This window comes from Nocardiopsis nanhaiensis (assembly GCF_054778635.1).
Window position 1 is genome coordinate 1 of the sequence record NZ_BAAGZJ010000141.1, and the last position, 8,623, is coordinate 8,623.

Below are 8,623 nucleotides of genomic sequence, written 5' to 3' on the forward strand. Positions count from 1 at the left end.
CCTTCATCGTTGGTGTGGAGGTCGTGGTTGGTCATTGTCACCGTGGTGGTTGCCTGTTCTCGCCCTGCTTGTGTCAGTTAGTGAAGGTTATCCCTTGGTGTCCCACTTGAGCCTGACACAGAGGGGTGCCGCGACGGGCCGAACCCCTCGCGCACGGGAGCGGCGTGCCCGAGCGGCCCTGGCGTGGATGGCGCGCTTGGGACTGTCCCGTTGGGACTGGATGGTGGAGCAGGGCGCGCTCGCCGGCCACCGGATCGACGCGCTGGTCCAGCCCCCACCCGCACTTTTCAACAAGCCCTACCGTGACTACCGGGGCGTGGTCCGCCCGGTGTACTACCGCTGGACGCCGCAGACACTGACCGATCTGGCCGATGACTACGTCCTGGGTGCGTCCACCGTCCGCCACCTCCAACTCGAACGGTCCGGTGCCCGACTCTGCGGTTTCCTCATCCTGGACCTGGTCCGCTCCTACGACCACGACGCGAGCACACCGGTGTTTCCTCCCGCGCTGGTGGTACACCTGGATGAGGTGAGCGAGGCGGACGTCGACACAGGTGCGGCCCTCGGGGTGCGCTTGAGCTCCGATACCCGAGGGGTGACCATCGGTCTGGGCTCAGGGGGAGTCCTGCGGGCACGGGATGCTTCGCTGCGCCTCGAGGACTCCTCCTGGCACCTTTCGGGTGCCGGTCGCCGCGCTGACGTGCAGATCCCGCCCCGACAGGCGGGGTCACGGGTCGGTCATCCGCCACAGGAAGGAACGGTGGAGGGTTTCGCCCGGGGAGCGGCGACCTTCCTGCTCTGGGCCATGAGGCGGATCCGCTCGGTCCGCTATCCCGGCGAGGTCACGCGCATACCGGTGGAGGCATACTGTCGTGCCTTGCACGGGGCCGGACACGACATCCTGGAGGCGGGAGCACTCCCGCGACGGCGGCGTGAGGCCGCCTTCCGCTCCCTGGTGGTCACCTGGCTTCGGCGCGGCGGAACCGACCTGGCATCGGACTGGAGGATGCTCCTCACGGGCGTTCCGGACGCTGAGGAACTGACCCGCTGGATACGTGATGACCTGGCCGTGGGGGAAGCCGTCCCGGCCACCCGCGAGCCTGCTCGCGGGGTCACCGCTTTACCGGAGCAAGCGGAGCTGCGCATGGCCTCCTACACGGCTGGACACACCGGCACGCGTTCCCGCCGTGATGCCTGCGCCATGGCGCACCTGGCCGTGCCCGCCCAGGAGGAAGGAGCACCGTGGCGCCTGCGTGTTCTGACCGCGACCGATCCCGTCCGACTCCGCGCGCGGGCCAGCGCGTTCGATCGTGCAGGACAGGTTCGCATCGGACAGGGCAGGGAAGAGCTGGAGACCTTCGTGGTGGGCGATGATGCTCTGACCCTTGGCGCTCGCGCTTGGAGTCAGGAGCCGTCGCTGTACTGATCTGGCAGCAAGGTGAGCGGGTTGCTGATCGCGGTGCGGGAGAGGCTCGGGTCCGGGAAGCCAGCGGTGTGTGCCGGGATCGCCTTCCTTCACTCACGCGGACAGGGCCATCGTTGAACCTGGTGCAGTGTGCCCGCCCCGGGGGTGCTGACGGCTCAGGAGACTCCCTGTTGAAGGTGCCGACTTACGTCACGGGACCGCGACAGACAGAGCTTGTCAGTTCCGGCATAGATGACACGTGGGCAGGACGTCTGGTCCCACCTGGGTTTCACCCCGGACCCACCGCGGTGAAGGCTCGGCCAGGTCAGTGCGGCGCAGGAGTTTTGTGGTGCACCTAGCAGGGTTCGAACCTGCGGCCGTCGGATGAGAAGGAGTGCCCGGGTACCGCCGCGTGTCACTTCGTGCCGTTGCGTCCCGCACCATCCAAATCAGGATGCCGTCCTGTGCCGCGTTGTGCCGCCCGCCGCCGTCCCGGTCCAAAAGTGCGGAGCACAAACGGAGCACACAAGCAGGGGAAGCGTCCGATGGTTGTGGCCGAGTTTCTCGGACGATTATTCTCGTGTTCTTGCCGCGTGTGCTCTGCCAGCTCAACGGTTCAGTTGACGCCGTCAGAGAGTGTTTGACATCTCCTGTACGGAAGAAACTGCTGCTGCGATACGGGGGTTGTCCCGTGAGCCGCGGCGCAGGGCGAGTAGAATCCTGCGTCTGGGTATCTGACTGCCGGTCAGGGGGATTTGGACCACCCTCGGGTGGTGGACGGTCATGGCAATCCTGGGCACCGCCGCGATACCGAGACCAGCAGCCACCAAGGCGGTGGTGGCGGTAAGTTCCTGCGCGTAGTGGGCCACCCGAGGGGCATACCCGATCGCGCGGGTCGCGGCCAACAGCTCGATGTAGGCGTCTTGATGAGGATGGCCGGAGATCCACTCCTCCTGGGCCGCATCCTCCAACTGGATCTGGTCGTTGGTGGCGAAGCGGTGCCTTTCAGGTACGAGCAGATCGATGGGGTCATCGAGGACGCTGATCACCTCGACGTGGCTGTCCGCGATGTGACTGGTTGACTCGCTGGCGACGAAGAGTCCCAGGTCGATGGACCCCGATTCCAAAGCTGTGAGGAGCTCGCTGGAGTAGACCTCCTTGACGATCGGTTCCAGCAGCTTGTGGTGCGCTTTCATCCGGAGTGCGGCCGGGGCGAGGAGCGAGGGGATCGCCGTGGGAAACCCTCCGATGGTGATCGGTCCACACAGTTGCCTGGCCGCAGCGGTGGTGTCGCTCAGAGCCGTCTCCCACTGAGCGTTGAGTGTGCGGGCATGGGCGACCAGGCGCTGTCCTGCGGGGGTGAGTCTGACACGGCGACCGTGGCGTTCGAGCAGATCCACGTCCAATTCAGCGGCCAGCTCCTTGAGCTGCTTGGAGACGCCGGACGGACTGCGATACAGCGCTTCCGCCGCCGCGGTGACGGTGCCGTACTCGCACACGGCGATCAACAGGCGCAACCGGGAATCAATCATGCACTCATGGTGCACGGATTCGGTGAAAAGTTGAACCTGGACGCCAGTGATCGATGCTCCTAGAACTGGAGTAGATCCCTGTTCTCCAGCGCTGGGCGGCGTTCTCGATGACTGATGCGACATCTCGCGCACCGAACCGCAACCTGTACGCGGTCCTGGTGGTGTTCGGCGTGGTGATGCTCGTCGGCGGCACGGACATGACCAAGGTGACCATTGCGCTTCCAGAGCTGACCAGCGCCTTGGCCTTGGACACGATGCAGACCCTGTGGATCGGCGACATCTACGCTCTGGCCGCCGGAGTCTCCCTGGTCCCCAGCGCGGTGGCAGCCGACCGCTTCGGTCGCAAACGCATCTACATGCTCGGCTTGAGCGTGGCCATCGTCAGCGCGGCACTGGCAGGTCTGGCAACGAGCGGTGCGGTGATGATCGCCGCGCGGGTCGGCCAGGGGGTCGGCTCCGCTCTTCTGATCGCCGGGACGGTAGCCATCATCCGAGTGTCCTTTCCCGGGATCAGGTTGCGGGCCCTGGCCTATGGGATCTGGACTGCCGGCTTCAGTACCGGATCGGCCTTGGGGCCACTGCTCGGGGGCGGTCTCGTGGAGCTGGCCGAGTGGCGGTGGGTGTTCTGGATCAACGTGCCGATCCTGCTGGTCTGCCTCATCGCGGCCGGGTTCGTGCTGCGGGAGTCGACCAACCCTGACCCGCCGAGCCTCGACGCGTTGAGCGCGGGCCTGTCGGCCGTAACGGTCGGTCTGCTCATCGCCGGGCTGAAGGACCTGACCCAACCGGACACCGCCCCGTGGTTGGGTCCCACGGCAATCGCCGCAGGCGCTATTGCCGCGGTGCTGTTCGTGGTCAGGCAGCTGCGCCTACCGCGCCCGTTCTTGGACGTGCGCCTGTTGGCCAACGGTCTGCTGGCGAACGCGGCATTGCTGATCGCGACGACCCTGGGTGTGTTCAACGGCACGCTCTACCTGCTGACGCTGCGCTACCAGGTCGTCGGGGGGATCTCGGCGATCGACGCCGGAATCGCGCTCCTGCCCTTGGCCGTAGCGATGGCGGTCGGTGGACTCATCGGGCCCGTGTTGCAGGGTTGGTTCGCCCAGCAGTACGTCATCATCGTTGGCATGTCGGTGGTCGCGTTCGGATTCCTGCTGCTGGCCACCACTCCCGGGACCGGTGAATTGGTGGGGATGATGCTTCTCGGGCTGGGGTCCGGGATCGTCATGGCGATCGGTGCCAATGCCGTCATGAGTACTGCGCCGGAGAACCGTACCGCTGACGCCGGTGCGATCCAGGAAGGCGCCTTCGCGCTGGGTGCCGGTACCGGCATCGCGGTCCTTGGGGTCATGGCCATCCATTACGCTGACCCGTCCGCTGCGGGGGCCTCAACAGAAGCGATCTACGGGGCCGGAACTGACAGCGCCCTGGGGATCGCGGCCTTCTTTTACGCGTGCTTCGCTCTCGCCGCCAGCATGCACATGCTCAGTACCATCAGGAACCCACGCAGCAAAGCAGAGCAGAGCGTCGTTTGAAACCGTTGTGGCGATGTCGTGCCGAGTGTGATGGAGGAGGCCTCGGCGTGTGCCGGGATCGCCTCCGACGGTGAGCGCACCAGCTACGTGCGCGGTCCCGACGGCGAACTGATCTCGATGGTTTCGGCTGTTGGGGACGAGCGCTACCACTACACCACCGACCACCAGAACACCGTCCTGGCCATCACGGCCGAGGGCAGTGAAGCTGACGAGCCCGACGCGGTCTACGAGTACAGCCCTTACGGGGAGCAGACCAGTGAGACCCTGGAAGGCACTCGGGCGGGGGAGTTGAACCCGTTCGGCTACACCGGCGCCTATCAGTTCCAGGACGGGACGGTGCACCTGTCCCACCGCTTCCTGGACACCTTCACCCTGGGCTTCACCCAGCCGGACCCCTCCCGGCAGGAACTCAACAACTACACCTACGCCGACTGCGACCCCATCAACAACACCGACCCCACTGGACTTCAAACATACGGAGAGTGCATAACGGAGGCCGCCGTCGTCGGTGCTTCAGTCGGGGGAGTCATCCATGCCGGCGTCGGGGCCGTCGGGGGCGGTATCGCTGGTTCCGTTCTCGGGCCCAAGGGAACCTTTGCGGGTGTTGTTGGAGGAGCTAGCATGGGTGCCCTAAAAGGATCAGGAGAAGGGCTAGTATTGGGCGCCGTCGGTGAACTCCTCATCTGCTGGTAAAAAATTTCACCAACGTCAACTCCATGGGGTTAACTAGTACTCCAGTTGTAGATCCGGTTTGTCATGATTCTCGGACTGCTTGTCTGCGGTAGTGGCAAGACCTGGCCCGTGCCTGGTGAGAGCGTCTGAACACCGACCACGCCAGCACGTGCTCCACATCCGGAACGGAAGCGAACAGAGCGTTCAGCAAACGAACGATCTCGTTGCAGGTCAACGCCACCAACCACTCCGGAACCGGATGCCGTCGAAGCTCAGCCAGGCGACACACGGCCGTGAACGCGTAGGCGACCATCACCAACAGGCTCCACCGGTGCCAGGAAGTCCACGTCCGCACCTGGTGCTCGTCCAGCCCGGCCAAGCCCTTGCCCTGGGCGAAGGACTCCTCCACCCGCCACCGCCGTCCGGCTACCGCCACCAAGCGCGCCAGCGGTACCGGAGTGGGGGCATAGCACCGGTAGAAAGCCAGCTCACCGGTGGTGCGGTTGCGGCGAAGGAGCACCCACCGCACCCCGGATCCGTCCGCGACATCGTCGATGAGCGCCCAGTCGTAGAACCGCTCGCCCTTGGCTCCGGTCCCAGCGGAGAGCTTCTGCCAGGCCTGTTCGGGGACCAGGACGGCCAGCTCCTTGACCGCGAGGAGCCCGCGCGGGGTGGCCAGCCGGTCGGTGGCGGCCATCTCCATCACGTATCCGATGCGGTGTTGCTCCAGGTAGGTGCGCAGGCCGGGGTTGCGACCGTACACCTCGTCGCCGGCCACCCACGCGGTGGGAACGGACTCCAAAGCGGTGTGGATCATCTGGCGGGCCAGCTCCGGCTTGGTCGCGAACTCCACCTGTTCGGGCACTCCCGCGGTGTGGAGCCGCTCGGGATCCTCGGTCCAGGCGCGGGGCAGGTAGAGGCGGTGGTCGATCAGGGCATGGGCCCCGGGTGTGGTGTAGGCGAGGTAGACCGCGACCTGGCAGTTCTCGATACGTCCGGCGGTGCCCGAGTACTGGCGGGCCACCCCGACGGTACGGTTGCCCTTCTTCACATCACCGGTCTCATCCACGACAAGGACCACGTCGTTGGTGCCCAGGTGACGAACGATGTAGCCGCGCAAGGCGGCGGCCAGCGCTCGTTCGTCCAAGCGGTCCCAGCAGGTGCTGCATCCGGTAGGGGGACCGGTGACCGGTGTGCTCGGCCAGGGTCCAGCAGTTCTTGCGGGTCAGCGGTGCGAGCAGGGCACGGATCAGGTCGCGGGCGGTGGTGCGGGTCTCGGGGCGGGCCAGGTACGGGTCAACGACCGTGGAGATCGTCTCGTTCAGCAGGTGGGGCCAGCGCCTGGCCGCTACGCTGGTGGCCGCGGCCACCGCCTCGGGATTTGTTGTCTTCACAACCATCGATGATCGGGCGGTGGCCGTTGGTGTGTCCGGGAAACGGCCAGATCAGCGGGGTGAATCTCTCCGCTCCGGCCAAATGGCCTCTGAGCAGGGCAAACCGGATCTACAACTGGAGTACTAGTTGCGCGTCACCACGCTTGATCGCGGGCAGTGCCCCGCCTCCGCGTTCCTTACCGAGGCGCTCGTTCCATCCTCCGGGAGGACATCACTGCGGCGATGGGACCGTTTGATCAGGATCAGCCGGAATTGTAATCGGAGATCGCGGCGCAAGCCGACTATTGCTTTGCCCCGTCCAGGAGCACGCTGACGATGAGGGCGCTGGTGTGCTCGACATTGGCGCTACTTGTAGCGGAGCGGGTGATCGCGCCGTTGATGAGATCACCGTAGATGCTCGCGAGTTCTTCCGGGTCGAGGTTCTTGCGAATTGTGCCGTCGTCGATTCCGCGGCGAAATAGCTGCGCCAGGGGCTCGATCAGCTCGGCGTTGGTCGGCTCGTCGGGTTTGGGTCGGAGGGTGGTGAGTGCGACGTATTTCGTGCCCACAGCGAGAAGGGAACGAGTGAGGCGGGCGAGTGCTTCAGGTATCGGGAGGGAGCTGTCCGCCATCTCGGAGAGCCGTGAGTCAACTTCGCGTGCACCAGTCTCCGCAAGTGCGGTGAGCAGTGCGTCGCGAGTGGTGAAGTAGCGATAGAGCGTAGAGCGGGCGATTCCCGCGGCCTGAGCGACGTCGGCGAGGCTCGCTGCCTCGCCTTCTGCCGCCAGGATCGTTGCGGCCGCATCGAGGATCGCTGCCCTGGTGCGGTTCTGCATCGCGGGTCCTTGAGGCATGCCAGAAGTGTACACGGTCGCTTGACGATCGGACATGCGTGTCCGATGATGAGTCGCATGATGAGACAAAATGATACTCCGATCCCCTCGTCCACGACCGCCCTCGTCACGGGCTGCTCGTCGGGGATCGGCCGAGCGACAGCGCTCGCACTGGTCCAGTCGGGCTTCACGGTCTGGGCATCCGCGCGCAACCTCGAGTCGATCAAAGACCTTGAGGACCTCGGATGCCGCACCGTCAGCCTCGATGTGACCGATGAGGACTCTTGCGCACAAGCAATCTCCACGATCGCCAACGCGGGCTCTCACATCGGGCTTCTGGTCAACAACGCGGGCTATTCGCAGGCTGGGGCCATCGAAGAATTGTCCCTGGAGACATACCGCGCACAGTTCGAGACCAATGTCTTCGGTCTCATCCGCTTGTGTCAGCTCGTCCTGCCGGGAATGCGCTCAGCCGGTGGCGGCACCATCGTTAACCTTGGTTCCGGTGCTGGGATCGTCACGCCGCCACTGTCTTCTGCTTACGCCATGAGTAAGTACTCGCTCGAGGCATTCTCCGATTCTCTCCGTTTCGAGACGAGTCGCTTCGGTATTCGCACGATCCTCATTCAGGCATCCGCCATCAAGAGTTCGTTCACGGATGCCCTTGAGCGCGCGCTCCCGCCGCAGCCCGTCGAGAGCCCCTACCGAGCAGTGACGCAGAACGTCCTGCGCTTCGCCCGAAACGAGGGCGACAACGGCGTCGCACCCGAGCGAGTCGCCGACACCATCGTGGAATCCGTTGTGTCGCCCCGGCCTCGCGCTCGATACAAAGTCGGCAGCCAAGCCCGTATCGGCCCGTTTGCGCGCCGAGTCCTCGGAGACCGGCTCTGGGATCTGTTCATGTCGCGGATCGTCCGCGCTGAATAGCGCGAAACCATCGCTAGAGAATCCCAGAAAAATATCATCCGACTCCACGCAGTGCACAAGAAACGGCCTTCAGTACGAGCATCCTGCGTTACCTCCGGTTCATTCCTAGGATAGGACCCCTTGTCCATGACTACCCCTGCCCGATTACTGCTCACCAAGCGACGCATCTGGCTGATCTACTCAGCACTCCTAGTCGCGATGTTCCTCGCTAGCCTGGATCAGACCTGAGTTCACCCAAGGGTGGGAGATTTTCGTATCGGTAGCGCGCTGACCTGGCGGTATGCCGTTCGCGGTGGGGTGAAAGGGTCACTAAGAACCTGCTCGTAGGTAACCTTCGTGGCGTGGC

At 64.8% G+C, this 8,623-nt stretch carries 6 protein-coding genes and 1 pseudogene; 4 read left to right on the plus strand and 3 right to left on the minus strand.

Going from position 1 to position 8,623, the window contains the following annotated elements:
• Positions 1-196: 196 nt before the first annotated feature.
• Positions 197-1,426 (plus strand): hypothetical protein, encoded by a 1,230-nt coding sequence (locus tag ACYVD1_RS33905; RefSeq protein WP_460778573.1) that lies wholly within the window; start codon positions 197-199, stop codon positions 1,424-1,426.
• 608 nt (positions 1,427-2,034) lie between these two features.
• Here ACYVD1_RS33905 and ACYVD1_RS33910 read toward each other — a convergent pair.
• The gene (locus ACYVD1_RS33910; RefSeq protein ID WP_460778574.1) at positions 2,035-2,937 is read right to left on the minus strand and encodes a LysR family transcriptional regulator; all 903 of its coding nucleotides are present in this window, start codon (positions 2,935-2,937) and stop codon (positions 2,035-2,037) included.
• A 107-nt stretch (positions 2,938-3,044) separates the two neighbouring features.
• Here ACYVD1_RS33910 and ACYVD1_RS33915 point away from each other — a divergent pair, with 107 nt between their 5' ends.
• Positions 3,045-4,472: an MFS transporter gene (locus ACYVD1_RS33915; protein WP_460778575.1), complete on the plus strand. Its 1,428-nt coding sequence runs from the start codon at positions 3,045-3,047 to the stop codon at positions 4,470-4,472.
• Positions 4,473-4,490: 18 nt separating this feature from the next.
• Positions 4,491-5,165 (plus strand): RHS repeat protein, encoded by a 675-nt coding sequence (locus ACYVD1_RS33920; protein WP_460778576.1) that lies wholly within the window; start codon positions 4,491-4,493, stop codon positions 5,163-5,165.
• 61 nt (positions 5,166-5,226) lie between these two features.
• Here the strand turns inward: ACYVD1_RS33920 and ACYVD1_RS33925 are convergent.
• Positions 5,227-6,514: pseudogene (locus ACYVD1_RS33925) on the minus strand (IS701 family transposase).
• Positions 6,515-6,819: 305 nt separating this feature from the next.
• The gene (locus tag ACYVD1_RS33930; protein WP_460778577.1) at positions 6,820-7,353 is read right to left on the minus strand and encodes a TetR/AcrR family transcriptional regulator; all 534 of its coding nucleotides are present in this window, start codon (positions 7,351-7,353) and stop codon (positions 6,820-6,822) included.
• A gap of 39 nt (positions 7,354-7,392) precedes the next feature.
• On the opposite strand from ACYVD1_RS33930, the gene ACYVD1_RS33935 reads away from it, so the two are divergent.
• On the plus strand, positions 7,393-8,277 hold the full coding sequence (locus tag ACYVD1_RS33935; RefSeq protein ID WP_460778578.1) for an SDR family NAD(P)-dependent oxidoreductase: 885 nt from the start codon (positions 7,393-7,395) through the stop codon (positions 8,275-8,277).
• Positions 8,278-8,623 lie beyond the last annotated feature (346 nt).